Source organism: Aeromonas sp. s9 (assembly GCF_040907765.1).
GTDB classification, from domain to species: Bacteria; Pseudomonadota; Gammaproteobacteria; order Enterobacterales; family Aeromonadaceae; genus Aeromonas; species Aeromonas caviae.
Window position 1 is genome coordinate 1 of sequence record NZ_JBFOCK010000003.1, and the last position, 25,574, is coordinate 25,574.

26 protein-coding genes are annotated in these 25,574 nt (G+C 64.5%); 8 read left to right on the top strand and 18 right to left on the bottom strand.

Features of this window, described 5'->3' with window-relative positions:
* Positions 1–313: 313 nt before the first annotated feature.
* Positions 314–523 carry a hypothetical protein gene (locus tag AB5Y54_RS00055; RefSeq protein ID WP_223931751.1) on the top strand — a complete coding sequence of 70 codons (210 nt, stop codon included), beginning with the start codon at positions 314–316 and terminating at the stop codon, positions 521–523.
* Between the two features lie 120 nt (positions 524–643).
* On the opposite strand, the gene AB5Y54_RS00060 is transcribed toward AB5Y54_RS00055, so the two are convergent.
* From AB5Y54_RS00060 to AB5Y54_RS00115, 12 genes are all read right to left on the bottom strand, one after another.
* A complete protein-coding gene (locus AB5Y54_RS00060; RefSeq protein ID WP_201890864.1) occupies positions 644–1,039 on the bottom strand; it encodes a hypothetical protein in 396 nt (131 codons plus the stop codon).
* A gap of 235 nt (positions 1,040–1,274) precedes the next feature.
* Entirely contained in the window at positions 1,275–1,784 is a 510-nt protein-coding gene (locus AB5Y54_RS00065) for a hypothetical protein (protein WP_050485224.1), read from the bottom strand.
* A gap of 168 nt (positions 1,785–1,952) precedes the next feature.
* The gene (locus AB5Y54_RS00070) at positions 1,953–2,558 is read right to left on the bottom strand and encodes a LysE family translocator (RefSeq protein WP_201890865.1); all 606 of its coding nucleotides are present in this window, start codon (positions 2,556–2,558) and stop codon (positions 1,953–1,955) included.
* 16 nt (positions 2,559–2,574) lie between these two features.
* Positions 2,575–3,003, bottom strand: coding sequence for a helix-turn-helix domain-containing protein (locus tag AB5Y54_RS00075; protein WP_368153008.1), 429 nt, complete (start codon positions 3,001–3,003; stop codon positions 2,575–2,577).
* Positions 3,004–3,006: 3 nt separating this feature from the next.
* Positions 3,007–3,402 carry an AraC family ligand binding domain-containing protein gene (locus tag AB5Y54_RS00080; RefSeq protein WP_368153010.1) on the bottom strand — a complete coding sequence of 132 codons (396 nt, stop codon included), beginning with the start codon at positions 3,400–3,402 and terminating at the stop codon, positions 3,007–3,009.
* Positions 3,403–3,546: 144 nt separating this feature from the next.
* Entirely contained in the window at positions 3,547–4,878 is a 1,332-nt protein-coding gene (locus tag AB5Y54_RS00085; protein WP_368153011.1) for a ferric reductase-like transmembrane domain-containing protein, read from the bottom strand.
* A 222-nt stretch (positions 4,879–5,100) separates the two neighbouring features.
* On the bottom strand, positions 5,101–6,354 hold the full coding sequence (locus AB5Y54_RS00090; protein ID WP_368153013.1) for a DEAD/DEAH box helicase: 1,254 nt from the start codon (positions 6,352–6,354) through the stop codon (positions 5,101–5,103).
* Between the two features lie 110 nt (positions 6,355–6,464).
* Complete coding sequence (locus AB5Y54_RS00095; protein WP_324034319.1) at positions 6,465–7,931, bottom strand: GGDEF domain-containing protein; 1,467 nt, start codon at positions 7,929–7,931, stop codon at positions 6,465–6,467.
* 219 nt (positions 7,932–8,150) lie between these two features.
* Complete coding sequence (locus AB5Y54_RS00100) at positions 8,151–8,804, bottom strand: DUF799 domain-containing protein (RefSeq protein WP_039041300.1); 654 nt, start codon at positions 8,802–8,804, stop codon at positions 8,151–8,153.
* The gene (locus AB5Y54_RS00105) at positions 8,801–9,160 is read right to left on the bottom strand and encodes a DUF4810 domain-containing protein (RefSeq protein WP_080989864.1); all 360 of its coding nucleotides are present in this window, start codon (positions 9,158–9,160) and stop codon (positions 8,801–8,803) included. Before AB5Y54_RS00105 ends, AB5Y54_RS00100 begins: the two co-directional genes overlap by 4 nt.
* Before the next feature lie 11 nt (positions 9,161–9,171).
* On the bottom strand, positions 9,172–9,843 hold the full coding sequence (locus tag AB5Y54_RS00110; RefSeq protein ID WP_183149345.1) for a CsgG/HfaB family protein: 672 nt from the start codon (positions 9,841–9,843) through the stop codon (positions 9,172–9,174).
* A gap of 89 nt (positions 9,844–9,932) precedes the next feature.
* A complete protein-coding gene (locus tag AB5Y54_RS00115) occupies positions 9,933–10,841 on the bottom strand; it encodes a LysR family transcriptional regulator (RefSeq protein ID WP_368153016.1) in 909 nt (302 codons plus the stop codon).
* A gap of 246 nt (positions 10,842–11,087) precedes the next feature.
* On the opposite strand from AB5Y54_RS00115, the gene AB5Y54_RS00120 reads away from it, so the two are divergent.
* On the top strand, positions 11,088–12,314 hold the full coding sequence (locus AB5Y54_RS00120; protein ID WP_201985806.1) for an MFS transporter: 1,227 nt from the start codon (positions 11,088–11,090) through the stop codon (positions 12,312–12,314).
* A 7-nt stretch (positions 12,315–12,321) separates the two neighbouring features.
* Here AB5Y54_RS00120 and AB5Y54_RS00125 read toward each other — a convergent pair whose 3' ends face one another.
* On the bottom strand, positions 12,322–12,783 hold the full coding sequence (locus AB5Y54_RS00125) for a hypothetical protein (protein WP_183149348.1): 462 nt from the start codon (positions 12,781–12,783) through the stop codon (positions 12,322–12,324).
* A 150-nt stretch (positions 12,784–12,933) separates the two neighbouring features.
* Between AB5Y54_RS00125 and AB5Y54_RS00130 the strand changes: the two genes are divergently transcribed.
* Both AB5Y54_RS00130 and AB5Y54_RS00135 read left to right on the top strand, forming a co-directional pair.
* Entirely contained in the window at positions 12,934–13,842 is a 909-nt protein-coding gene (locus AB5Y54_RS00130) for an S-adenosyl-l-methionine hydroxide adenosyltransferase family protein (RefSeq protein WP_042015034.1), read from the top strand.
* A 324-nt stretch (positions 13,843–14,166) separates the two neighbouring features.
* Positions 14,167–16,062 carry a PhoX family phosphatase gene (locus tag AB5Y54_RS00135; protein ID WP_041212386.1) on the top strand — a complete coding sequence of 632 codons (1,896 nt, stop codon included), beginning with the start codon at positions 14,167–14,169 and terminating at the stop codon, positions 16,060–16,062.
* Between the two features lie 224 nt (positions 16,063–16,286).
* Here the strand turns inward: AB5Y54_RS00135 and AB5Y54_RS00140 are convergent, their stop codons facing one another.
* Both AB5Y54_RS00140 and AB5Y54_RS00145 read right to left on the bottom strand, forming a co-directional pair.
* Positions 16,287–18,236, bottom strand: coding sequence for a MacB family efflux pump subunit (locus tag AB5Y54_RS00140; RefSeq protein WP_368153018.1), 1,950 nt, complete (start codon positions 18,234–18,236; stop codon positions 16,287–16,289).
* Positions 18,237–18,238: 2 nt separating this feature from the next.
* On the bottom strand, positions 18,239–19,399 hold the full coding sequence (locus AB5Y54_RS00145) for an efflux RND transporter periplasmic adaptor subunit (protein WP_323956504.1): 1,161 nt from the start codon (positions 19,397–19,399) through the stop codon (positions 18,239–18,241).
* A 148-nt stretch (positions 19,400–19,547) separates the two neighbouring features.
* Between AB5Y54_RS00145 and AB5Y54_RS00150 the strand changes: the two genes are divergently transcribed.
* Both AB5Y54_RS00150 and AB5Y54_RS00155 read left to right on the top strand, forming a co-directional pair.
* Positions 19,548–20,228 carry a response regulator transcription factor gene (locus tag AB5Y54_RS00150; protein WP_368153020.1) on the top strand — a complete coding sequence of 227 codons (681 nt, stop codon included), beginning with the start codon at positions 19,548–19,550 and terminating at the stop codon, positions 20,226–20,228.
* Positions 20,229–20,242: 14 nt separating this feature from the next.
* Positions 20,243–21,562 carry an ATP-binding protein gene (locus AB5Y54_RS00155; RefSeq protein ID WP_368153022.1) on the top strand — a complete coding sequence of 440 codons (1,320 nt, stop codon included), beginning with the start codon at positions 20,243–20,245 and terminating at the stop codon, positions 21,560–21,562.
* Between the two features lie 89 nt (positions 21,563–21,651).
* Here AB5Y54_RS00155 and AB5Y54_RS00160 read toward each other — a convergent pair whose 3' ends face one another.
* The 3 genes from AB5Y54_RS00160 to AB5Y54_RS00170 form a co-directional block, all read right to left on the bottom strand.
* On the bottom strand, positions 21,652–22,062 hold the full coding sequence (locus tag AB5Y54_RS00160; protein WP_368153023.1) for a DUF6515 family protein: 411 nt from the start codon (positions 22,060–22,062) through the stop codon (positions 21,652–21,654).
* Position 22,063: 1 nt separating this feature from the next.
* Positions 22,064–22,357 carry a hypothetical protein gene (locus tag AB5Y54_RS00165; protein ID WP_010672951.1) on the bottom strand — a complete coding sequence of 98 codons (294 nt, stop codon included), beginning with the start codon at positions 22,355–22,357 and terminating at the stop codon, positions 22,064–22,066.
* Between the two features lie 146 nt (positions 22,358–22,503).
* The gene (locus AB5Y54_RS00170) at positions 22,504–23,064 is read right to left on the bottom strand and encodes a carbonate dehydratase (RefSeq protein ID WP_368153024.1); all 561 of its coding nucleotides are present in this window, start codon (positions 23,062–23,064) and stop codon (positions 22,504–22,506) included.
* A gap of 221 nt (positions 23,065–23,285) precedes the next feature.
* Between AB5Y54_RS00170 and AB5Y54_RS00175 the strand changes: the two genes are divergently transcribed.
* Complete coding sequence (locus tag AB5Y54_RS00175) at positions 23,286–23,927, top strand: ribonuclease (RefSeq protein WP_368153026.1); 642 nt, start codon at positions 23,286–23,288, stop codon at positions 23,925–23,927.
* 203 nt (positions 23,928–24,130) lie between these two features.
* Positions 24,131–25,177 carry a nitronate monooxygenase family protein gene (locus tag AB5Y54_RS00180; RefSeq protein WP_202041992.1) on the top strand — a complete coding sequence of 349 codons (1,047 nt, stop codon included), beginning with the start codon at positions 24,131–24,133 and terminating at the stop codon, positions 25,175–25,177.
* Positions 25,178–25,574 lie beyond the last annotated feature (397 nt).

Genomic DNA, 25,574 nt, shown 5'->3' on the forward strand with positions numbered 1-25,574 from the left:
CGGCGAAGGTAAGTTGATGACTCATGATGAACCCTTTTTCATGGCTCCAGATGACAAACATGATCTCATATCAGGGACTTGTTCGCACCTTCCCTTGTCAATAGAGGAAAAGGACCACAGGTTCGAATAGCGAAGCGTATTCGGACGTTCGCGATTAGGAGGTCGCTGCTGATTTCTCCCGGCTTTCCCCCGACTTCACCTTGGCTTCACAGAACCTCATTCTCCCCTCACATATCCCTTCTATCTTCTGCCAACTGATAAATGGGCCCCATTGCCACAGAGTGGCGAGGGCCAACGAGAGGGGAGCAAGAGGATGAAATCCTGGATCAAATACGGGCTGGCCGGGGCCTTGATACTGGTGGCGAGCTTCTGGGGCGGCAGCGTGCGGGCGGCGCAGATGCCCCTTGGCCGGGATGCTGCCGTGCCGGGGCAGCTAACCGCCCAGGTTGCGGTGCTCCCGAAGGAGGCCCATTTCCAGCCCCTGGGGGTTCTGCCATCGGTTGCTGCAGGGCGTGGCACCTGAGAGAGTTGATACCGGCCTTTTTAACCAGACCGGGCCGGTGACGTCACGGCACCGTGCGCATCAACACAGGTCGGGCTGGCTACTGCGTTTGGTGTTGAGCATCACACCAGGCCGGGTTGGTCACTGAGCCCGATATTGCGCATCCAGCCAGGCGATGGCCTCTTGGGGGTCGTTGAATGCCTGGATATGGTTCGGGTGGGTGAGGGAGAGGCAGGAGAGGGCGATGTGATGGAGCACCTTGGCCGAATAGAGGGAGGCGATGGCCACCAGATTCTTCTGTGTCAGCCACTGATAGGTTTCCTGCAGATGGGGCAGGGCGGAGAGCACCACCCCCTGATGCTGACGATGGTCCACCAGAGCGCAGAAACGCTTACCATCGAGACTGTTTACTACGCGCTTAATCTCCGTAATCCACGTCAGCATACCCTCTTCATTGAAAGGGCCGATCAGCTCGCAGGTGACCAGGTGTTCCTGCACATTGAAGATGAACTCACCGTGCTTTTTATCAAAGGACATACAACATTCTTATCCATGACCAGGGGCGGCAAGATGATGCTTATTCATTCCGAATGCATCAATACCCGAATGAGGGTTTTGGTCATGGGATCGTATTGCTGCACTGACGCCGGGGGGTAAGGTGCTGGCCCGTGATGGCGATACGAGAACAACAGGCGGCGCCAGCGTGTTGCATCCGGATGCCGGGTAGTCCGGTCTGCACCCGGTGTGGCAATGCTCCTGTTTGCCCGGGCCCTTATCCCGGGGTGTCTTGCCCGGAAGGGGGGACGGCCTTGGTGAGGGCATCGATGGCATTGGGGACGAATCGCTCGGAAAAACCGGCGATAAAGGCCCAGATGACGGCTTTGGCGGCATCCAGATTGGTTGCAGGAGAGGCCAGGGTCAGCAGGGTCTGCAAGGAGACATAGGGGTGCTCCATGTGTTTGAACTTGGGAAACAGGTCCCCCTGGAGCAGGCTGCTGGCAAAGAGCCCGTAGGCGATAAAACCGAGAATGCCGGAAAAGAGCAGGGAGACATAAAACTGCGTCACGATCACCCGGGGTTGGCTGATGTGGGCGATGGCACCGCTGTCGTGCAGCCTGGCAAGGCGGTAATAGTTGTTGATGACGGCCCCCACCGATCCGGCGAAGAAGATGGCGGTCATGATGTTGGAAATGAGGGGGATGGTTTGCAGCAGCAGTATCAGGGCAAGGCCTCCGAAGGAGATGAGGCCGCTGATGGCCAGGTGTTTGTAGTAGCGATCCATGGGTAGCTCCATATTGGGCAAGAGACCCTGTTGAGGATAGTCAGCCCATGGCGAAAATGACCCGAAAAGGCCGGTGCAGCGGTGCCCGGCCTTTGTCTGCTCTGTGAAGGCGAAACCCCGGCATAGGTGGGCGTTTCACCGGGGTTCTTGATGGAGCGCTTCGCCTGATCAGCCGGCCAGCGGTAGATAGACATGCTGGTAGGCCAGGGCGATGGCGCTGTAGAGCAGCAGGGCGGCCATCAGCAGGTTGAAGTACCTGAACCAGCGAGGATGTTGAAGATGACGTCCGATGAGGCTGCCAGCCATCGAGTAGCTGCCGGGGGCGCCGGCGGCCAGCAGGCCGAGCAGCAGGGACCAGGGCAGCAGGCTCCAGCCGTGGATCTGGGCTGCCGGGAACTGGATGCTGGTGATGGGCAGGGTGGCGATCATCGCCTTGGGGTTGAGCAGTTGGATGACGAAGCCGCTGCGCACCCCCAGAGGGCGGGCAGGCGCCTCGTTGGCACTGAGCTCGCCGCTGTCGCTGGCGATCTTGATGGCGAGATAGGCGATATAGAGGCACCCCACCAGGCTGACATAGATCAGGGTATCTTCCCGCACCAGGCGGGTGCCCGCCCAGCCAAAGAGCAGCAGGAGCACGAACATCGCCAAGCCGACCCCGAGGAAGAAGCCAAGGGAGGCGCGGGTGCGGTCACCCAGGCCTGCATTGAGGCCGATGAGGTTGACGGGGCCTGGGGTATACATGATGCCGATGGCATAGGCGAGAAGTTCAATCATGGGGTGTTCCTTGGGCTCAGCGGATCAGGCTGGCGCTGTATTGGGTGGGGGTCATGCCATAGATGCGCTTGAAGCGACGGTTGAGGTGACTGAGATCGGTGAAACCGAAGCGGTACACCAGATCCTGCGCTGACTCTCCGGCGGCCAAGGCGCGCCGGGCGGCATTGATGCGGCAGTTGATCACGTATTGATGGGGAGTGATACCAAGCTGCTGGCGAAACAGCCGCAGGAAGTGGTACTTGGAGATGTTGGCCGCCGCGCTGATGTCGGCCAGGGAGATATCCTGCTGGAAGTGGGCGTGGATAAAGTCCCTGGCCTGCAACAGGAGGCGATCGATGCGGCTCACCCGGCCATTGGGCTCAAAACGTCCCGCCTGCTGCATCACCCGGGTGGCGAGGCGATAGAGGGCAAACTCCTGCTCTATGCTGTCGGCCTGGCCGCGCACCGCCTAGGCCAGCTCGAGGATGCAGGCGCTCAGCGCCTCATCGCGCACCAGGGGCTTCAACAATCGGTAGGTCCCCATTGCCCGCTCGCCCGCAGCATCGGCAAACAGCGGGGTGAGTTCGTGGGGCGGAATGTAGAGCATGGTGTAGTCGAGGCTGGCGTTGTCACCGGCATGACCGTCGTGGACATCCCCGGGATTGAACTGGATGACGCTGCCTGCCGGGCTGGAGTGGGCTCCGCCGTGGCAGAAGAAGTTCTGCCGCCCGGCCAGAGTGACCCCGAAGGAGTACTCCTCGTGGGCGTGACGGTCGTAGCGAAACTCCGTCATGTTGACCCGCAGCGCAGTCAGGCTTGCCAGGTGCTGACTGTGTGCGAATATGAACTGGTTGTCCTGCGCCATCTTTCCCTCCTGTACCAGACTGCCCCCCTAATCTAGCCCCAAGCCTGTGTCGCCCGCTTGGACAATCTTGCTGTTTGCCGGCCCGAGTGCGCCTCGCACCGAGAAAAACGGCGCTGCCGATGGCTGGCTGCACCGACTGGCCCGTCAACGGAAGCGGAACAGCTCCCGGTGCAGCGGGGTGGCCAGGTGGGCATCCAGGCTCTGGGCCATGGGCTCGGGGCCGCAGAACCACACCGGGGTGTGCTGGCGTTTGCCCAGGGCGGCGAGATCCAGTCGGCCACGCTCGGATTCCAGGTGTAGCCGGTAATCGATCCCGACCCGGCGGCACAGCTCGGCCAGCCGACCGTGATAGGGGGCGGCCTCGGCGGTGGGGGCGCACTGCAGCAAGGTGGTGCCGGGGCGTGTCTCGCCACGGCGCACCAGGGCCTCCAGCCAGGCGACGAAGGGAGTGATGCCGATACCGGCACCCACCCAGAGCGCGGGGGCCGGATCCGGCAGGGCGAAGGCGCCATAGGGGCCGGTCACGGTGACCGCATTCCCCACCTTGAGGTGGCTGTGCAGCCAGCGGGTGTGATCCCCGAGGGCGCGTACCGCCAGGGTCAGGGTGCGGCCATCCGCCGAGACATCGACCAGGGTGTAGGGGTGGGGCTCGCCGCGCCCGGCGAAGTCGAAGAAGGCGAACTGCCCCGGGCGATAGTGAGCCAGGGGGGTGGCCAGGGCGACCCGGATCTCCAGGGTGCGATCGTCCAGAGGGGCGAGGGCGCTCACGGTCCCGCGGTGGCGCTGGTCGCGCCCCACCCGGCCAAACAGGGAGTAGAGCGCCCCCAGGGCGCCCAGCCCGCCGCCGACAAGCAGGGTCAGGCCGACCGGGGTCAGGGCGCCTATGCCCGGCAGCAGGCAGAGCCCGTGCAGCCAGCCCATCAGATAGATGACGGGCGCCAGCCGGTGAACCACCTTGAAGCGCTCGTAGCGCACCACCGCAAGCAGGCTCACCGCTACCAAGGCCAGCAGCAGATAGAAACCCCACTCCCCCAGGGTATTGCCGAGGTTGTGCCAGAGGGCATCGTTACCAGCACCAGCACCAGCACCAGCACCAGCACCAGCACCAGCACCAGCACCAGCACCGCGGCGCGCCGGCCGGGTCAGCCAGTCGGCGGCGACAGCCCACTTGGGGGCTTCCACCAGCAGCCAGTGGGCCACCAGGGTGCCGGTGGCCCAGAGGGCGCTGCTGCGGTGCAGGTGCAACATGCGATCCAGCCCGCCGCACCAGGCTTCGAGCCTCGGCAGGCGCAGGGCGAGCAGCAAAGAGAGGGTCATGGCGCCAAGGCCAATCAGACCGGTCAGGATCAGCAGCTCATGGCGCCAGGGCCAGACGCTGGCGGGCCACTGGGTGAGGCCTGCGAGCCAGAGCAGGGTGAGGGTCAGGGGCAGGGCCCAGACGAGGGATGCGGGTTTCATGATGTCCTCCTTGTCCATGCCTCCATTGCACGCCTGCTTTGTGGCGAAAGTGTGCCCCCTGACTACCTCTTTTGTAGCAGAGTGTGGCAAAGGGTCGCCGGGTCAGGGCAAGCGGACTGAGGAGGAGGGCGCGGAGCAGAACAGGGGGGGCAGGAAAGCGGTTGGCGTCACCCCACAGGCCTGGGTCTGGAGAGTGGTGATGCTGGGGCAGCCACATGGCTGCCCCAGCAAACAGTCGTGTCAGGATGTTCGTCCCTTGCCGCCCTTGTTGCCCGCGAGGGCCTGCTTTCTGGCCTTCTGCTTCTGGGCGCCCTTGCTGGCGCGGCGCGGCTCGGGGTCGAAGCGGGTGAGATCCGGCTCAAAGCCCGGGAACCACTGCTGGGGCAGGCGGGTGTCGAGCACTGCCTCCACCTTCTCTAGAAGCGGCGCGTCTTCCGGGCTGAACAGGGTGATGGCGAGCCCCTTGTTGCCGGCGCGGCCGGTGCGCCCGATGCGGTGGACGTAATCCTCGGGCTGATAGGGGAACTCCAGATTGATCACATGGTTGAGATCCGTGATATCGAGGCCGCGAGCCGCCACGTCGGTGGCCACCAGCGCCTGCAAGGTGCCGGCGCGAAACGCCAGCAGCACGTTTTCCCGTGCGCTCTGTGATAGATCCCCGTGGAAGGCGAGCGCATTGATGCCCCCCTTGCCAAGCTGCTGGGCCAGCTTGTCGGCCCCCTGGCGGGTGCGGCTGAAGATCAGCGCCGGTGCCCAGCCTTTCACGGTCAGCATGTGTTGGACCAGTGCCACTTTGCGATCGCTGTCCACCGCATAGACCCGCTGCTCCACCTCGGCCGCCGTGGTGTTGCGCGGTGCCACTTCCACCAGCGCCGGGTCGCGCAGCAGCACCTTGCAGAGGGCAAAGAGGTTGTCGTCGCAGGTGGCCGAAAACAGCAGGGTCTGGCGATCCGCCGGGATTTGCTTTAGCAGCGCCTTTATCTCGTCCATAAAGCCCATGTCGAGCATCCTGTCCGCCTCGTCAAACACCAGATGGCGCAGGGCTGCGAGGCTCAGCGCCCCCTGGCGCAGGTGATCGAGCAGGCGGCCCGGGGTGGCGATGAGGATATCCACCCCGGCGTTCAGCGCCTCCACCTGTGCGGCGATGCTCACCCCGCCGTAGACCAGCGTGCTGGTGAGGTCGGTGCCCCTGGCGTAGCGAGTGACGCTCTCGGCAACCTGCACCGCCAACTCGCGGGTCGGCACCAGCACCAGGGCGCGAATGGGGCGAGGGCCATCGCTCGTCGGGTGTTGCAGCAACTGCTCCAGCAGTGGCAGCACGAAGGCGGCGGTCTTGCCGGTGCCGGTCTGGGCGCCCGCCATCAGATCCCGCCCCGCGAGGATCAGGGGGATGGCGCTGGCCTGCACCGGGGTGGGGGCGGCGTAGCCGAGCTCGGTCAGGGTTTGCTGCAAGCGGGGGGAGAGGGCCAGTTCGGCGAAGGAGGCAATGGACATAGGGCACCAGTATGGGGTTATCCCGCCCCGTGGCAGGGACGGAAACAATCAGCGTGGCGGGATGGTAACAGATAGCGGGGGCGCGGCAGAAGCCGGGGCGCTCAGGGGGCCTAATCGGCGCCCGGATCGCGGACAAGGCGGATGGTCTGCCCCTGGTAATAGGCGATATTGCGTTTGCCGTGCTGCTTGACGTGATAGAGCAGATCGTCGGCCAGTTGCACCGCCTCGGCCACCGTCAGGTAATCGCGAATGCGGGTCACTCCGGCGGAGAAGGTGATGGGGGCGGGCAGTTCGGGGATGCGCAATGGCCGCTCCAGCAAGCGGGCGGCGGAGTGATGCACCATGTTGTCATCGTCCATCCCCTTGAACAGCACGATGAACTCTTCCCCGCCCCAGCGAATGGCGACATCGCCCTTGCGAATATTGGCCTTGAGGTGAGCGGCGAAGGCGACGAGCGCCAAATCGCCCACCCCGTGGCCATGGGTATCGTTGACGGACTTGAAGTTGTCGATGTCGAGGATCATCAGGTAGTCGTGCTCCTGCAGCAGCGCCTCGTTCAGGATGTCACGGCGCGGCAGTCTGGTCAGGTGGTCGGTCTGGGCCAGGGTGCGCAGGCGGGTAACCAGGCTGCGCCCCGTCAGCATCAGCAGCAGCATGACGATGAGATAGATCTTGAAGGCCGGCCCGTAGAGCACGGCCCGGGCAAAGTCACCGTAGCGGTATGACCATTTGAGGTAGAGGTCGCTACCCGCCTTGGTGCGCATCAGCGGCGTACTCAGGCAGAGGTGGAACGGACGGCAGGGTTCGACCTCCTCGAAGGAGAGGACGGTCCGGGTCGGGTTGAGATGTTCGAAGGGGCGCAGCACCTCCTTGAACGCCCGGTCGACGGCGATGTCGATGCCCTTGAGCCCATAGCGGTAGTCCTTGATGGCGGGCTCGTAATAGATGAAGGGGAAGTAGAGGGTGATGGCCTGCAACCCGGTGAAGGTGTCGGTATAGAGACCGGAGACCCAGGCTTCATCCGTGCTGCAGGGGACATGGGTGGCCGCGAAAAAGGCGCAACCGAAATAGTGGGTCCAGGGCTCGATGTCGCTGAGGTCGGTGTTGATGGGCAACAACTGGCTCGGCAGCATCCCCTTGCTGGCGACCATGCCAAGCATGCGGCGATCATCATAGAAGGCGTAGAGGTTGAGGACCTCGGGGTTGGAGATGACGTACTGGTAGGCGAGGAGCATCTGGTTGGCCGGGGGCAACACGGGAATGACCGCCAGGCGCTTCAGGGTGGGGAGATCATAGCCATAGGCATAGGCCGTCGCATCCCCGTTCTCGCTGAAGATGGGCATCTTGATGCTGCTGTTGTCGATGAAGGCGGCCAGTTTCTCTGGCGCCAGGATGCGGGCCCGCTGATAGAACACCTCGAACAGGTTGGGCTGCTTGGCGGTGATGAGCGCCATGTCGTGCCTGATACGAAGGTAGGTGTAGTTGCACACCAATCCGAGCCCCATCAGGACCAGGCAGAGCCAGCCAAGCCGGGTGAGCCATCGACGGGGGAGGAAACGCAGCAGTGAGGCGGCCATGGCGTGAACGCTCCCGTGGTGACAGAGGCCTTTTTTGTAACTGATTTTGCCGGGCATCACCAGATGAAGTTGGTGGGGTGCCATGGGGTATGCACAAAAATTAGTCAGCAATATCAAAAAGATAGACGATAAGATCGCATTCGATGGTGGGCGGGGAAAAGGGGGGGGGCTGAAACAAGAGGGCATGGCGCCCTCTTGTGTGGAGTGAGACGACGCGCCTTAGCGAGCCTGGTATTTCGGCGAGCGGGGGCCAGGGAGGATGCCGTTGGGCATGTCGGCACTGAGCAGCCTGACGCTGGTGATGCCGGCGATTTCATGGCCCTTGTCGGTCAGGGTGTTGGCAATCTGATTGACCACCGCCACCACCAGCATGCCGATGAGGCCGCCCCCCGAATTGCCCTGCTGCTCGGCACTGCTGGCGCTGGCACTGCCTTCCCACAGCAGCTTGCCGGTGCGCAGATCCACCAGGCGGGCACTGGCGGTGACCACTGTCTCGCTGGAGATGACCAGATAGCTGGTGCCGTACTCCTTGATGTCGAGGTAGAGGGCGGTATCGGCACCGTAGATCTCGTGGAGCTTCTTGATGGGCAGCGCCTGGATGTCGGCGGGCTCGGTCACGCCGTTCTGCCGGAACGTCTCGTTGGTGACCGCCACCGGCAGCACGTAATAGCCGGACTCGGCGAGCGGATAGGTGATCTGGGATTGCAGGCTGGGGCCCGCCTTGATGTCCGGCGAGTGATTCACCGGCGGCAGCACCAGAATGGAGGTTGGTCTGCTCTCCTTGAAGTTGCTGTAGTCGTAGCCGGGGCCCTGTGCACAGCCGCCCAGGAGGAGGGCGCCCAGCGTGAGGGCAAGGAGGGTGCGCAGGGTCATTGGGTCTCTCCCTTCTTGCTGGACATCAGGAAGTTCATGAAGGGGGCCGATTCGGGGAAGAGGCGCTTCTCGGTTTCGAACTGCTCGCGAGTCTGGGCATCCTTGCCGAGCTGGGCGTACAGCATGCCGAGGTGAGCGTGAAAGCCCGGTGGCACAGCCTGCCCCTTGGCGCTCGCTTCTTGCTGGTTTTTCTCCAGCGCATCGATCTGCGCTTCGACCCCGGTGTCGTCACCCTGCATGTGCTGGTAAACCACTCCCTGATATTGATCCCAGTTGTAGAGCGTCTGCGGCCCCTGGGCGCAGGCGCTCAGCAGCAGGCCGCTGACCAGCAGCAGGGAAGGACGGAACAGCGTCATCTCGTCTCTCCTCATTGGGCCGGGCGCCAGGCACCGGTCTCGATGCCGTTCACCAGATTGTTGACGGCCTCGCGGATGGCGAGATCCAGCACCTTGCCGTTCAGGGTGGAGTCGTAGCTGGCGGTGCCGCCGAAGCCGACGATCTCGCGGTTGGAGAGTTCGTACTCCCCGGCACCCTGGGAAGAGAAGACCACTTCCGAGGTGGTGACGTTGACGATGTTCAGGTTGACCTTGGCATAGGCGATCTGTGACTTGCCGCGACCCAGGATACCAAACAGCTGATGATCGCCGATTTCCTTGCGACCAAACTCGGTGACGTCGCCGGTGACCACGTAGTCGGCGCCCTTGAGTTGCTGGGCCTGTTGCTTGATCCCGGCTTCGGCCTGGATCTCCGCCATGTTGTCGCGATCCAGCACGCTGAAGCGGCCGGTCTGTTGCAGGTGGGTGATCAGCACGGTTTTCGCCTGGCTGCCCAGCCGGTCCACGCCGTCGGAGAAGATGCCACGCATGTAGCTGGAACGGTTGTCGAACTTGCCGACGGCGATGGGGCTGCGTGCGCCCTGATAGTGGCTCTGATAGGAGGCAACCTTGGGTACCTCCAGGGTGCGCGACGACTCGCTCGCACAGGCTGTCAGCAAGCCCGCCATCAGGATGACACTGGATGAAACAACAAACTTCTTCATGTAAGGCCCCGTTATCAAAGGAAAAAACAGCGGCGGACTCTAACATGGTTCGTGGCGAAGAAAGTGCCCCGTATGGGGGGCATACCCGCTCAATCCCTGTGCGTTTGACAGGGGGTGGCGGAGGGCTGGGTCTGTTGCAGGGGCTGGAACACCTCCTCCAGGGCTGCCACCAGGGCGCGCATTCGGCCCGTCTTCTGCACGTCCGGGTGCAGCACCATCCAGATGTCGATGGGATCGTGCTGGCCGGGCAGCAGGCGCACCAGGGCGGGATCCTCCTCGGCGAGGAAGGTGGAGAGCAGGGCGATGCCGAGCCCCTGCCGGGCGGCGGCCATCAGCACCAGCTGGGCATTGCTCTGCAGGACCACGTTGGGTTCGTGGAGCGGTTCGCCGCACAGACTCCGCCAGTGACGTGCCACCAGCTCTCTGGGAAAGAGCAGCAGGTCGTGCTCTTGCAGTGCCTGACCCGAGCGGGGCGTGCCCCGCCTGGCCAGGTAGTCGGGAGAGGCGTAGAGCCCCATCTTGATGGTGGCGAGCCGTTTGACCACGAGATCTCCCTGCTCGGGGCGCACGCTGCGAATGGCGAGATCCGCCTCCTGATTGGGGATGTCGCTCACGCTGACGGCGGTCAGCAACTTGAGGCGGATGCCGGGGTGGCGCTGGCGCAGCAGGCTGAACGCGGGCAGCACGAAGCCCTGAGCCAGGGTATCCGTGGTGGCGATGCAAAGCTCCCCTTCCAGCTCCCCCAGGCTTGCGGTACGCATCATGGCCAGGGCCGCCTGCGCCATGGCCTCGGCCTGGGGCAGCAGCGCTTCCCCCAGGGGGCTGAGCCGATAGTGTCTGGGGGTGCGGATAAACAGCTTGGCCCCCAGCTGCTGCTCGAGCAGGGTGATCCGCCGCCCGACGGTGGCCTGATCCACCCCGAGCTCGAGTCCGGCCTGCCGCAGGCTGCCCCGCCGTGCCAGGGCCAGGAAGAAGCGGGCATCGTCCCAGTTGATCATGCTTGCTCCTCACTCAAGCAGAACGCCCGATTGGCGCCGCAATATTAGATGCCAGCGGGGATGGCAGCACAAGGGGATAGACCGGGTCCGGTGCGTGCCTGCGGCTCCCCGGCCAAGGGCGCGCGCCACCCCGACGTGATGCAGGATTGAGTCGGCGTGATGCAGAACTGCCGCACTCCGGGGTGGGCGGGATCGCTATGATGTCGCTCCCGATTGCGGTTTCATTCGTCTGCCACTGGAGTGTCCATGTCTGTCTCAAGCGTCCCGGCTTGCGAGCCAGGTCAGGTTGTCCATCCTCGTCTGCGCTGGTTTCTCTCCCTCGCCCTGATGTCGGCCCTGCTCAACAGCAGCGTGCCTACCCCGCTCTATCCCCATTACCAGGCGGCGCTGGCTCTAAGCGATCTCGGCCTCAGCCTCATCTATGGCGGCTATGCGGGGGGCGTGCTCATCGCCTTGTTCGGGGTGGGCAATCTGGCAGGACGCGTGGCGGATCTGCGCACCCTGATCCTGCCTGCCCTGGTGGCGGTCGGGGGCGGGGCCCTGCTCTTCTCCCTGGCCGACAGCTTCTGGGCCCTTTTGCTGGCGCGGCTGCTGGCCGGGATTGGCACGGGCAGCCTGACCGGCGCCGCCAATGTGGCGCTGCTGCGTTTTGGCCCCAGGGATGGGGGCAAGCGGGCGGCGCTGAGCGCCACATTGTCTTTCACCGCCGGGCTGGCCCTTGGCCCCGTGTTCAGCGGGCTGGCGCTGCAGCAGGATCTCTACCCGACCACGCTGCCGTTTCTGCTGATCCTGGGGATGGCGGCCTGCGCCATCGGGGGGCTGGTGTTGAGCTGGCCCAAAGGGGCGAGGGCGACGGAGGCCGCTCCGAGCGGGCAGGGGGGCGGATCCCTGGGGGAGGGGCTCAGGGCCACGGGGGCCGGGTTCTTCCTTTGCGCCCTGGCGCTCTTCACCGCCTGGGCGGTGGCGGCCAGCTTGCTGGCCATGGGTCCCAAGGTGGTGAGCGAGATGCTGGGCATGACGGATCTGGGGCTGTTCGGCTATCTTGTCGCGGCCTATCTGGTCTTCTCCGGGCTTTGCCAGCTCTGGGCCCGTCGCCTCGATGCCCGCCATACCCTGCAAAGCGGCGTGCTGGCCCTGGCGCTGTGCGTGCTGCTCTTTGCCGGGGCCGTTCACGGCCTGCCCAGCTGGCTGGCGGGACTCGGGCTGCTGGTGGCGGGCTATGCCCAGGGGGCCGTGTTCGTGGGCAGTGCGACCCTGATCAATCGCATCGCGCCCCCGGCCAGCCACGCGCGGCTGCTCTCCCTTTTCTATGTGATCGCCTATGTGGCGAACTGGGTACCCGTGTTGCTGGGCTGGGTGAGCGACGGGGCTGGTCTTGGCGTCGCGCTGGATCTGCTCTTCGTCGGCAGCACCCTGACAAGCCTGGGGCTGGCCTGGGCGGTGTCTCGGCGGCGCTTCGAACCCGCTGTGTGACAGGGCATCACCCATCGACCAGGACGACGCTCCCGGCATCCAGGTGGTGCATCCACTCCCGCAGGATCAGCAGGGCGGCGGCGATGCGCTTCTCCCTCGGCAACTGAGCCGATGCCAGGGGATCCCCCTCCACCATGGCGGCAAGCTGGCCGAACAACCGCTCTATGTTCTCCCGGCTCTGCACCCGGTTGCCGAGCACCTCGGCCAGGGGCTCCGGGCTTTGCAGGTGCAGCACGGGGTGGGGCGGGATCCGTGCCGCGAGGGGCATCAGCACATCCTCCACCACCATGATGGCCTGCTCAAGCTCCAGGGGCGTCGGCGGATCCCGGCGAAAGGGTTCCGGGGTCAGGGCATCGAGCCCCAGTGTCAATGCAAATGTCTGGCTGGTGCCATCGGCCGCGGTGAGCGCGACCTGGCTTCGGGTATTGCCCAGGCTCAGCAAAATGGTGTCGTGATGCTCTCTGGTCATCTGGTGTGCTCCCGGCGTTGGATGCCCCATGGATACACCCGCACGGGGCGGATTGGCGAGTCATTTCGCCCCCCATTCGGGCATCAGGGGTTGCAAAGATCGCCATGAGTGGCAATCTGGACGTCCAAACGTCTTTAAAGGAGCCCTGACATGGATATTCGTATCGTCCCCCGCGCCCTCGTGCTCGCCCTTTCTCTGGTGGGGGCGAGTGCCCTTGCCAACGAGGCCCTGGTGTTCCAGACCGACTTCGGTCTCAAGGATGGCGCCGTCTCGGCCATGAAGGGGGTCGCCTTCGGGGTGGACCGCACCCTGCCGCTCCATGACCTGACCCACGAGATCCCGGCCTACAACATCTGGGAAGCCTCCTACCGCCTCTATCAGACCCTGCAATACTGGCCCGCGGGCACCGTCTTCGTCAGCGTGGTGGACCCCGGTGTCGGCACCGAACGAAAGTCGGTGGTACTCAAGACCAGGAGCGGCCACTACATCGTCAGCCCGGACAACGGCACCCTGACCCTGGTGGCGGAGCACTTCGGCATCGAGGCGGTGCGCCAGATAGACGAGAAAACCAACCGCCTCAAGGGCTCCGAGAAGTCCTACACCTTCCACGGCCGCGACGTCTACGCCTACACCGGCGCGCGCCTCGCCTCCGGTGCCATCAGCTTCGAGCAGGTGGGGCCTCTGCTGCCCGCCGAGGTGGTGACCATCCCCTATCAGCCCGCGGTGGCCGAGCAAGACGGTACCCTGAAGGGCACCATTCCGATCCTGGACGTGCAGTACGGCAACGTCTGGACCAATATCGACGACAGCCTGCTGACCAAGGCGGGTATCCACAAGGGGGACAACGCCTGCATCAGGATCAGCGAAGGGGATGCGCTGAAATACGAGGGCAAGGCCCCCTACGTCAGCAGCTTTGGCGATGTGCCGGAGGGCCAGCCCCTGGTCTACCTCAACAGCCTGTTGCAGGTGTCGGTGGCGCTGAACATGGACAGCTTCGCCGCCAAACATCAGGTGCAATCCGGCGCCAACTGGCATATCAGCCTGAAGAAGTGCAACTAGACGCTGCCAGCGGGTGCTACCCGGTACAAACGGGCATAGCAGTCTGAAGAAGTGCAACTAGACGCTGCCATCGGGCGCTATCCGGTACAAACGGGCATAGCAGTCTGAAGACGTGCGGCTAGATAGAGGGGAGAGCTTCTGTCGGCAATGTGTCTCTTGGGGCGGTGGGACTGGTGTCCACCGCCCCTTGTCGTTGGCGGTGGCGTCTTGCCGGGCCAGCCGGTTATCTCATCATTTGTCATCCTCGTTTAATAAAGCGCTGCCATGCTGTGGCCGGACGCCGTGATGACGCAATGATTGCGCCGAGATAACAAGGAAAAGCCGATGAGCCGTTTTGACGAGAAAGACAGTGCCAACCACCCCCGCGAGCAGGAGCCGGCATTCAACCGCCTCATCGAGGCGGGCCTGAGCCGCCGTGGCTTCCTCAAAGGGGTGGGCGCCGCCAGCATGGTGGCCTTCTTTGCCGCGAGCCCCGTGGCCCAGGCCGTGGCTGCCGCCACCCGGCCGCTGCTTGGCTTCCAGGCCGTGCCCGCCTCGGTGGCCGACACCATAGTGGTGCCGCCCGGCTACAAGGCCGAGGTGCTGATCGCCTGGGGAGATGCCCTCTTCCCCGATGCCCCCGCCTTTGCCCAGGGCAATGACGCCAAGGCCCAGGCCCGCCAGTTTGGCGACAACAACGACGGCATGAGCTTCTTCTCCCTGGGCCCGGATCGCGCCCTGCTCGCCGTCAACAACGAATACACCAACTACGAATACCTGTTTGCGGATGGCGGCAAGACCCTCAGTGCAGAGGCTGTCGCCAAGGCCCAGGCGGCCCACGGGGTCTCCCTGGTGGAGCTGGTACGCATCGATGGCAAGTGGCAGGCCAACCCCAGGGGGGCCCTCAACCGCCGCATCACCGCCACGACCCCCATGACATTGAGCGGCCCGGCGGCGGGCCATGCCCTGCTCAAGACCCAGGCCGATCCCGAGGGGCGCACCGCCCTTGGCACCTTCAACAACTGCGCCAATGGCCAGACCCCTTGGGGCACCTACCTCACCTGCGAGGAGAACTTCAACGGCTACTTCGGCAGCGAGGGCAAGCCGGCGCTGGACCAGCGGGCCGCCCGCTACGGTCTGGCCGCCGAGGATGCGGGCTTTGGTTGGCACAGGTTCGACGAGCGATTCGATCTCGCGAAGCATCCCCAGGAGCCGCACCGCTTCGGCTGGGTGGTGGAAATCGATCCCCGCGATCCCGCCTCCACCCCGAAGAAGCGCACCGCCCTTGGCCGCTTCAAGCATGAGAATGCGGCCTTCACCGTCAACCAGGATGGCCGCGCCGTGGTCTACCTCGGCGATGACGAGCGGGGGGAGCACATCTACCGCTTCGTCTCGAAGAACAAGGTGGCGCCGGGCAATGACCCCGCCAACCGGGATCTGCTGGACGAGGGCACCCTCTATGTGGCCCGCTTCGAGGCGAGGGAGGGGGAGCTCAAGGGCACCGGCCAGTGGCTGCCCCTGGTACACGGCGAGCATGGTCTGACCCGGGAGAACGGCTTCGCCGATCAGGGGGAGGTGCTCATCTTCGCCCGGGAAGCGGCGACCCGGCTCGGTGCCACCACCATGGACAGGCCCGAGTGGGTGGCCGTGCATCCCCACAGGGCCGAGGTCTACTGCACCCTAACCAACAACAAGAACCGCGGCCTCAAGGAGAACCAACCTCTCGATGGCGCCAACCCCAGGGCCGAGAACCCCTATGGCCAGATCATCCGCTGGCGCCCGATGGGGGACGATCACGGGAGCGACAGCTTCGAGTGGGATCTCTTCCTGCTGGCGGGCAACCCTGGCGTGCACAAGGAGGGGCTGATGGCGGGCAGTGCCAACATCCATCCGGACAACATGTTCAACAGCCCGGACGGCATCGGCTTCGACGAGGCGGGGCGGCTCTGGATCCAGACCGACGGCGACTACTCCAACGAGAAGCAGTTTGCCGGCATGGGCAACAACCAGATGCTGTGCGCCGATCCCGCGAGCGGCGAGGTGCGCCGCTTCCTGACCGGCCCTGTGGCCTGCGAAATAACGGGCCTCACCTTCACGCCTGACTGGCGCACTCTGTTCGTCGGGGTGCAGCACCCGGGTGAGGAGGGGGCGCCCTCCCATTTCCCGGACGGCGGCACCGCCATTCCCCGCTCCGCTGTGTTGCGGATCACCCGGGACGATGGCGGCATCATCGGCGCCTGATGGCCCGGGGTAACCGCCTGGCCCGTGATGACAAGAGCCGCCTTCGGGCGGCTTTTTTTGTGGGTGTGGTGGGCGGGAGACAAAAAAAGACCGGGCACGGGACCCGGTCAAAGAACCCGCGCATTCAGGGAAGAAGTGCGGGCGTTCAGGCTTGGTGGCGGGGCCGGGCATCGGCCCCCGATCCGGTGTCGGGGTGAGTGGCGTCACCCCGGCGTCAATGCGGGCTATTCGCGCTCCAGTGCGTGGATGGGATCCAGCCTGGCGGCCCGGCGGGCCGGGGCGAAGCCGAATATTACCCCGATCAGGCTGGCGCAAAGGCAGGCCACCCCCATGGCGACAAGGGAGTAGCTCATCCGGACGCCGCTGCTGAAGTGGTCGAACAGTTGGCCCAGCAGCAGGGAGAGGACGATGCCGAGCACGCCCCCCAGCAGGCAGATCAGCACGGCTTCAATGAGGAACTGCTGCTGGATGTCCCGGGTCCGGGCGCCGACCGCCATCCGCACCCCTATCTCCCGGGTGCGCTCGGTGACCGAGACCAGCATGATGTTCATCACCCCTATGCCCCCGACGATCAGGGAAATGAGGGCGATGAGGGCGATCAGCGTGGTCAGGGTGGCGCTGGTCTGGCTGATGGTCTGGCGGATGCTGTCGGTGTTGAGCAGGAAGAAGTCCTGGCTGCCGTGGCGCAGGGTGAGCAGGCGGCTGATACCATCCTGGGCGGCGTCCAGGCTCACCTCGTCCCGTACCCGCACGCTGATGCTGCGCAGATGGCTCTGCCCCAGCAGGCGGCTCATGGCGGTGGTATGAGGGATCCAGACGTTGAGGGTCTCGTCGCTGCCAAAGCCGCTCTGGTTCTTGATGGCGACCCCGATCACCCGGCAGGGCAGATCCCCCAGCAGGATCACCTGGCCCAGGGGGGACTGGGTCGGGGCGAACAGCTTGTCCCGGGTGTGCTCGTCGATCACCACCTCCTGGGCCAGGCTCTCCTCGCTCTGGCGATCAAAGCCCATGCCCTGGGCCAGGCGATAGCCCCTGACCTGGAAGAACTGGGCGCCGACGCCGTTGATGGTGCCGGAGACGGCGGTGCTGCCAAGGCGCAGGGTGGCGCTGGTGCTGAGGCTGGGGGTGACGCTGTGCACGTAGTCCAGCCGGGCGATGGCCTCGGCGTCCCCGATCCGCAACGTCTGTATGGTAGCGGAGCGCATGTCCCCGAAGCCGCGGCCGGGGAACACCTCCAGGGTGCTGGTGCCCATGGCGTTGATGTTCTCCAGCACTCGCTCCCGGGAGCCCTGCCCGAGGGCCACTACGGTCACCACCGAGGCGATACCTATGATGATGCCGAGCATGGTGAGAAAGGTGCGCAGACGCTGGGCAACCATGGCCTTGAGGGCCATCTGCAGGGCATTCCCGAGCCCCGCCATCCGCGGGGTCTTCCCCTTGGCGGACGTCTTGGTGGCGGCCTGGGTCGCCTGGGGAAGGGCCTGTGGCTCGCGCGTGCGGCGATCGGCGATCACCCGGCCATCTTTCAGTTCGATGATCCGCTCGGCGTGGCGGGCGATGTCCATGTCGTGGGTGACGATCACCAGGGTGTGGCCCTGGCGATGCAGAGCTTGAAGGCTCGCCATCACCTCGGCGCCGCTCTGGCTGTCGAGGGCCCCGGTCGGCTCGTCGGCCAGGATCACCTCGCCGCCGTTGATGAGGGCCCGGGCGATGCTGACCCGCTGCTGCTGGCCGCCGGAGAGCTGGCTTGGCTTGTGTTCGAGCCGGCTGGCGAGGCCGAAGCGGGTCAGCAGGGCCTCGGCCCGCTGGCGTCGCTCGGCCGGATCCAGACCGGCGTAGAGGGCGGGTACCTCCACATTGGTGCGGGCATCGAGATCCGCCAGCAGGTGATAACGCTGGAAAATGAAGCCGAAGTGCTCCCGGCGCAGGGCGGCGAGCTCGTCCCGGCTGAGGGTGGCAGTATCGCGCCCGGCCACCAGATAGGCCCCCTCGCTCGGCTGATCCAGGCAGCCCAGAAGGTTCATCAGGGTGGATTTGCCGGAGCCCGAAGCACCGACGATGGCCACCATCTCTCCACGGGCGATCGCCAGATCGATGCCATCGAGCACGGTGACGGTGCGCTCACCCTCTCCGAAGTGGCGGCGGATGCCCCGCAGTTGCAACAAGGCGCCCATGGTCACATCCCCATGGGGGGCGGCATGCCCCCGGCGGCGTTGCTCTGGCCTGCGCTCACTTCGCTGACGATGACCCGTTCACCGGTGCTCAGGCCCGACAGGATCTGGGCATCCACCTTGTTGTTCAGGCCGACCTTGACCCGGCGCAGGCTGATCCGGCCTCCGTCGTCGACCACCCTGACCTGATCCCCCTGCAGGGCGATGGCCGGGATCACCAGCGCATCTTTGAGCCGGGCGACCACCAGATAGACCTGGGCCGTCATGCTGATCCTGAGCTGACCATCCTGGTTGGGCACCTCGAACAGGCCGTGATAATAGATGGCGCTGCTGTCGCTGCTGCTGGTGGTGGTGTCGTCGTCATTGATGGTGTCGGGGGCGGGCTCGATGGCCCGCAGGGATCCCTCGAAGCGGCGCTGGCTGTTGCCAAGAATGGTGAAATAGACCGGCATGCCGACCCGGACGTTGATGACGTCGGCCTCGGAGATCCTGGCCTCCACCGTCATGGTGTCGAGCTGGGCAATCTTGAGCAGGGTAGGGGTGCTCTGGCTGGCGTTGAGGGTCTGCCCCTCCTCCACCGGCATGGCCACCACGGTACCGGAGAGGGGGGCCAGGATCCGGGTATACCCCAGGTTGACCCGGGCTGTGTCCACCGCGATCTCGGCCTGCACCCGCTGGGCGTTGAGGGCCCGGATATCGGCCAGGGTCTCGTCCAGGGTCGCCTTGGCGCTGTCATGGTCGGCCGTGCTGCCAAGGCCTCTTGCGACGATCTGCTGCTGGCGCTGGTATGCCAGACGGGCATTGCGAAGGGTGGCCTCTTTGGAATCCAGCTGGGCCTGGAGGTTGTCGCGCTGGGCCAGGGCATCCTTGAGGGCGTTCTGCTGGGGCAGATCGTCTATCTCGACCAGCAGCTCCCCCTGTTTGACCTCCTGCCCCAGAGTCACGTGCAGTTTCTTGATCTGGCCCGACACCTGGGCGCCCACGCTCACCTGCTTGCGCGCCTTCAGGGTGCCGTCCGCCATGATGAGCTGCTCCAGATCCCGGGTCTCGGCACTGGCGGTGATGTAGTCGCTGGCGGGTGCCTTGGCCTGGGGGCGCCAGGCCAGCAACAGGGCGAGGGCGCACAGGGGCAGCAGCCAGAAGAGACGAGGGGAGAACGTGGGCATGACAACCTGTATCCTGAATGACGATCACGGCGGCACTCTACCCCAGAGCCGGGTTAAGGCTCTTTGCGCCAAGCGTAAGGGTTTCGTAAAAATGGCTGCCAAGTGCGTGGCAAGCGGCGAAAATGGCCGCCGACAAGGGAGACCGCATATGAAGATCCTGCTGGTGGATGACGATGCCGAACTGGGCGCCATGTTGAGTGAATACCTGGGGGGAGAGGGGTTTGATACCACCCAGGTGCTGACCGGAGGGGAAGGTGTTCACCATGCCCTCTCCGGCCGTTACAGCGCCCTGCTGCTGGATGTGATGCTGCCCGACTTGAGCGGCACCGAGGTGCTGCGCCAGGTGCGCCAGCGCAGCCGCCTGCCGATCATCATGCTGACCGCCAAGGGGGACAACGTGGATCGAGTGGTGGGACTGGAGATGGGGGCCGATGACTATGTGCCCAAGCCCTGCTACCCCAGGGAGCTGGTGGCCCGGCTGCGGGCCGTTCTGCGGCGGGTCAACGAGGGGGGGAGCGCAACCCCCTCGCCGGATGCCCTCATCCTGGGGGATCTGACGGTCACCCCGGCCAACCGGGTCTGCCTCTGGCAGGGGGAGCCGCTGGAGCTGACCGCCACCGAGTTCAACATGCTGGTGTTGCTGGTGCGAGTACCGGAGCAGGTGGTCACCAAGGACACCCTCTCCCTGCAAGGGGTAGGGCGCCCGCGGGAGGCCTATGATCGCAGCGTCGATGTGCACATCTGCAACCTGAGGCAGAAACTGCAGCAGAAGGCGGGGGAGGCCGTCACCATAGAGACGGTGCGCAGCATAGGGTACAAGATACGGTGATCCTCAAGGGGCGTTTGTTCTGGAAGATTCTGCTGGGGTTCTGGCTGGCCATCGTGCTGGTCAGCCAACTGCTCTGGCTCGGTTTTCGTGCCGAGCGTGCTCCCCCGGAAGAGCACCTGGCCCAGCAGTTGGCGAGCCAGCATCTGGAGATGGCGGCAGCCGTGCTGGCAAAGGGGGGAATCGAGGCTGCGACGGCATTGAGCCAGGCCATGTCGCCGCCGTTGCTGCAGATAACACTCCTCGATGTCTCCGATGCGCCTTCCCGGCCAGCGCCCCGGGCATCCAGGCTGCCAGCCTCCGGGGAACCTGGCCCGGGCAGCGTGCTGACACGCACCGTGATTGCCAGCGACGGGCAGACCTATCTGCTGCAGACCAGAGCGGACCCGCGCGTCCTCCCCGGCGGGCCTGCTCCCGGCCCCCTCTCCTGGCTCAACATTCCTCCGCCCATGCTCTGGATTGGCGGCCTGGGGGGACTCTTGTTCAGCATTCTGTTCGCCTGGCACCTGACCCGGCCCATGAACGCCCTGCGGCGCAGCTTCGATCGGGTAGCCAGAGGGGATCTGGAGGTCAGACTCTGGCCCGCTCTGCGCTGGCGCCGGGACGAGCTGACGGAGGTGGCGAAGGAGTTCGATCTCATGGTGGAGCGGTTGCAGCAACTGGTCGAGGGGCGCGAGCAGCTGCTTCACGACGTCTCCCACGAGCTGCGATCCCCCCTGGCCCGCATCCAGATGGCCATCGGCCTGGCGGAGCAGCGCCCGGAGAAGGCGAGCGACGCCCTGGCGCGGATCCGGCTCGAGACGGAGCGGATGGACAGGATGATAGGGGAGCTGCTGACCCTCTCCCGTGCCGAGCAGGGCCACGGGCTTGAGCAGAGCCACTACGACCTGCTGGCGCTGGTGGAGACCGTCGTCCAGGATGCCAGGTTCGAAGCCCAGCAATCCGGAGTCGAGATAGCGCTCGAGGCGGCGCTGGGGGAGGGTTGCCTCCTGCTGGGGCATGCCGAGCTGGTGCGCCGCGCCGTGGATAATGTGGTGCGCAACGCCCTGCGTTTCTCGCAGTCGGGCCAGATGGTGAGTGTTCGCTTGCTGCGCCTGGGCCAGGAGATGCAGCTCTCCATCGCCGATCGGGGGCCCGGGGTGGAGGAGGGGAAGCTGGCGGGGATCTTCGACCCCTTCGTGCGCATCGGCTCACCCCGCATGGGCAAGGGCTACGGGCTCGGTCTCGCCATCGCCCGCAAGGCGGTGATTCTGCAGGGCGGCACCATCCAGGCGCGCAATCGCGCACAGGGGGGGCTGAGAGTGACGATGACGCTGCCCTTGCATGAGCCGTCCTGAGGTACGCGGCTCAGACCTGAGTGGGGTAAAACCCCGGAAATGAAAGAGGGGGCCAAGGCCCCCTGCTCGTATCTGTTCCTCCGTGCGATTCAGCGCAGCGCCGCTGGCGGCGGCACCTCGGTGTAGCGCCCGTCTATTTCTCGCAGGTAGTAGTGACCCTCCCTGACGTAATAGCGGCGACCATCCAGATCAAGAGGGATGAGCCCTGTCTCTGTCACCACCAGGACCTGAGGAGGTGGGGAGACCACCACATAGTGGTTCTCCTGCCGGCGGTAGAAAATGCCGTCGAGCACATAGTAGGTGAGCCCGGCCAGCCGCAGGGTTTCCACCCCTCCCGGCAGCCTGTCGATGCGGAGGCCGAAGCCGGGGCCAGCCCCATGGCCGTACTGCGGGGCAGGGCTCTCCCATCCGCCCGGTCTGCCCATGTTCCCCGGACCCGCCATGGCAGGCAGGGCGATGGCCATGGCAAGCAGCCAGAGTGAAGGGCGGTGCAGACTCATCTCACTGTCCCTTGAGCGGTGCACCGGCGGGCTGGGGTTTGAGTGGCTGGGGCGGCAGTTCGCGCACGCTGACCGTGACCTCGTAGCGGGTATCCGGCTTGGCGGCATCAATGTTTTTGGACAGCGCCTGGACCAGGGCCTGGGGATCCGCCCCCTGCTTGCTGGCGTGATAGAGCACGGAGGGGGGCGGTGTCATGGGACCTCCCTGGCGGGCGCCCATCGGGGGCGGCATCTCGCCGGCATGAAGGAGTGTGGTGCCCAGCAGCAGGGCAATGGCGACAGGATAGCGTGACATGATGATGACTCCATTGATGGGAACGCCCCCATCAAACGCGACGCGTGCGCCCTGCTCAACCACCTTTACACCCTCTTTTCGCCCTCTTTACAGTTGTGACAACGGGCGCCGTGGCGCCCGTTGTGTGTCGTGAACCGCTCGCCGGATCAAAACTCGTTGGAGAGCGCCTTGTAACCCTTGACGAGGTCGATGTTGGTGTGAGCCACATCCTCGGAGAACTCGGTGGCGTCCACGGTGACGCGCGGGATCTGCGCCAGATCGCTCTGCTGGTTGATGCGGGTGGTGGAGGGGACATAGAAGCCGGGGGGAATATCGCAGCCATCGACCACGGAGTTGTAGCGAACCACTGACCCTTCGCCGATGTGGCAGTTGAACAGCACGCTGTTGAAGCCGATGAAGACCCGGTTACCCACTTCGCAGGGGCCGTGGACGATGCTGCGGTGGGCGATGGAGCTGAACTCGCCGATGGTGACGGCAGCGCCGGATTTGGAGTGGATGACGACGCCATCCTGAATGTTGGAGTTGGCGCCGATGACGATGGGTTCCATGTCACCGCTCTCGTCCACTTCATCTGCGCGGATCACGGCATAGGGGCCGACAAACACGTTCTCCTTGATGATCACCTTGCCACAGATGATGGCAGTCTTGTCGATATAGGCGGATTCGTCGATAACGGGCAGGTGACCTGAGGGATTCTTGCGGATCATGTTACGTCCTGTTGCTGATGAAATCGGGGAAACGTGGCGCGTCATGAAGGCCCGCCGGAGAGCCAGCTTACGCCTCTGATCCGGCAGGGGAAACCATTTACTGGTCTGACCCACAGTGAGTAAGGCCATTTTGAGCGATTGTTCTTTGACTCCCTGTTATGGGAGCATGAGGGCGCAAAATGGGGCGCCACCGGGTGCAAAGAGATGAGGGGGAACGAGAGATGAAGCAGGTCATGGTATGGCTGGTGGGGTCGCTGTTGTGGATCTCCGCCACCCAGGGCAAAGGCTATGCGGGGGAGTTTGACTATTACGCCATGGCACTCTCCTGGTCGCCCGAGCATTGCGCCATCAAGCCAGGGGATCGGGAGCAGTGCGCCCGCAAGCTGGGGTTCGTGCTGCATGGGCTCTGGCCCCAGTATCAGCGCGGCTACCCCGCCAGCTGCACCCGCGAGCGGTTGGATACGGATATGGAGCAGCAGTTTGCCGGGCTCTACCCCAGCCGCTTCCTCTATCGCCATGAATGGGAGAAGCACGGCACCTGTTCCGGGCTGAGCCAGGAGGCATTTCACCAATTGGCCAGCGATCTGCGCCAGAAGGTGAAGATCCCGGCCGCCTATCAATCGCCGGAAGAGCCGCTGCGCAAAAACAGCTTTCAGCTCAAGGCTGATCTGGCGAGCGCCAACCCGTGGCTGGCCCCCGATAACATCACGGTGGCCTGCGCTGATGGGGGCCGTTTCCTGCGGGAGATCTACATCTGCATCAACAAGCAGGGGACGGATGCCGTTCCCTGCTCCGACGAGATGCAGAAGCGGGAGCGCCGCTCCTGTGGCCAGCCGGACTTCCTGCTGCGCAGCGTGCGTTGACACTTCACGTTCGGGCCATTCGCGGGCCCAATGTGCCATGAACCTCAAGGAGCATGATGGATGAAAGCCAAGACAGGATGTCTGGCCGGGAACTGGACAGGCGATATGGCCAGACGACGTGTCAGCACGTCAGGTGCGCTCTGCCGACTCAACCCTCCTCTGGCGCACAGCCAGACTCACCATCAGAAACAGGAAACCATCATATGACGCTCTTTGCCGAACTGGGGATGCGCTATCCCGTCATTCAGGCCCCCATGGCGGGCGTGCAGGACAGCGCCCTGGCGATGGCGGCGACCAGTGCGGGGGCCCTGGGCTCCCTGCCTGCCGCCATGCTGAGTGGTGCCGAGCTGCGCCAGGAGCTGAGCCGCCTCGCCGCCAGTGGGCCGGGCCCATACAACATCAACTTCTTTTGCCATCGGCAGCACGAGCCGGAACCGGCTGCGGAGCAGCGCTGGCGCCAGGTACTGTTACCCTATTACGCCGAGTTCGGGGTGGATGCCGCTGCGCCGTCGCGAGCCCCCTCTCGGGCCCCCTTCAATGACGAGCATGCGGCCCTGCTTGCAGAGTTCAGACCTGCCGTGGTCAGTTTCCACTTCGGCTTGCCCGAGCCCGAATTGCTTGCCCAGGTAAAAGCCACAGGCGCAAAAGTGTTTGCCAGCGCCACCACGGTGGCAGAAGCGCAGTGGCTTGCTGACCACGGAGCCGATGCCGTCATCGCCCAGGGGCTGGAGGCGGGTGGCCATCGCGGTCACTTCCTGAGTGAGGATCTCAGCTTGCAGCAGGGCACCTTTACCCTTCTGCCACAGGTAGTGGCGGCAGTAGCGATCCCGGTCATCGCTGCAGGAGGCATCGTGGATGGAAAGGGCATCAGAGCCGCCCTTGCTCTGGGAGCGAGCGCCGTGCAGGTGGGAACGGCGTTCCTCTGTTGCCACGAGGCGACGACCTCGCCCCTGCACCGTGCGGCGCTGCAGGGGAGGCATGGCCAACACACCGCACTGACCAATCTGTTCAGCGGCCGTCCGGCGCGGGGGATCGTCAACCGCTTGATGCGGGAACTCGGCCCCCTTTCGGTGCTGCCGCCAGACTTCCCGTATGCCAGCGGCGCATTGGCTCCGTTGCGTGCCGCAGCCGAAAAGGCGGGTGACCGCGGTTTCTCGCCACTCTGGGCCGGGCAGAATATATCGGGTTGCCGCTCCATGGCGGCAGCCGAGCTGATCGCTGCCTGGGTTGCTGAGGCAGGACTGGTCTGAGCGTCACTTTGCGATTCTCTTCCTTTAAATACGGATTGATATGGTCAGCAACCCTTCGAACAGGAGACGGGCAGAGAGGAACGGGAGGTAATAGGGTGCAGAATGAGCCCCTCCAGGGCTTGTCCTGTGGGTAAGTCTGTATAAAAACTGTGTTTTGATATGAATAACTAAGAATTGGCATTTTTTTGCAATTTTATTGCGATGAGAGCTTGCCAATGTGATCTATGTCTCTATAATGCGCCTCCATCGACAGGGTAAGCGGCAACGCAAACAAGCCGGTCGGTAGCCTCGAAAAGCCTTTGAAAATAAGGCTTGACTCGAGAAGGCGGTTGAGTAGAATGCCACTCCCGCAGCAGCCAAAAGCTGCGTCGCTCTTTAACAATTTGAATCAAGCAAT